1 rRNA gene is annotated in these 343 nt (G+C 47.2%); it reads right to left on the bottom strand.

The annotated features are described in order from the left end of the window. Window positions 1–261: 261 nt before the first annotated feature. A 16S ribosomal RNA gene (locus EKC99_RS15645) occupies window positions 262–343 on the bottom strand; the annotation flags it as partial.

Here is a 343-nt window from a genome sequence, read left to right as displayed (position 1 = left end):
ATCGGCTCCTAGTGCCAAGGCATCCACCGTGCGCCCTTTCTAACTTAACTAAACACACTTTTCAGCCTGTTATCTAGTTTTCAAAGAACAAAGCTTCTGCTTGAACCTGCTTCATCGCAGCTTTGCGCCGAGGAATCCATCTTCCTCGAAGCCACTTTTAGACGCAGGCGCAAGGCTACTGCTTGAACATGTATGAGGGATATTCCCTCAAAACTAAACGAAGCGAAAAAGCGTTTTTTATCATATCAATTATATCCTTAGAAAGGAGGTGATCCAGCCGCACCTTCCGATACGGCTACCTTGTTACGACTTCACCCCAATCATTTGCCCCACCTTCGGCGGC

Source organism: Anoxybacillus sp. MB8 (assembly GCF_011006755.1).
Classification (GTDB): domain Bacteria; phylum Bacillota; class Bacilli; order Bacillales; family Anoxybacillaceae; genus Anoxybacillus; species Anoxybacillus gonensis.
This window is presented reverse-complemented; position numbering and strand designations above follow the sequence as displayed.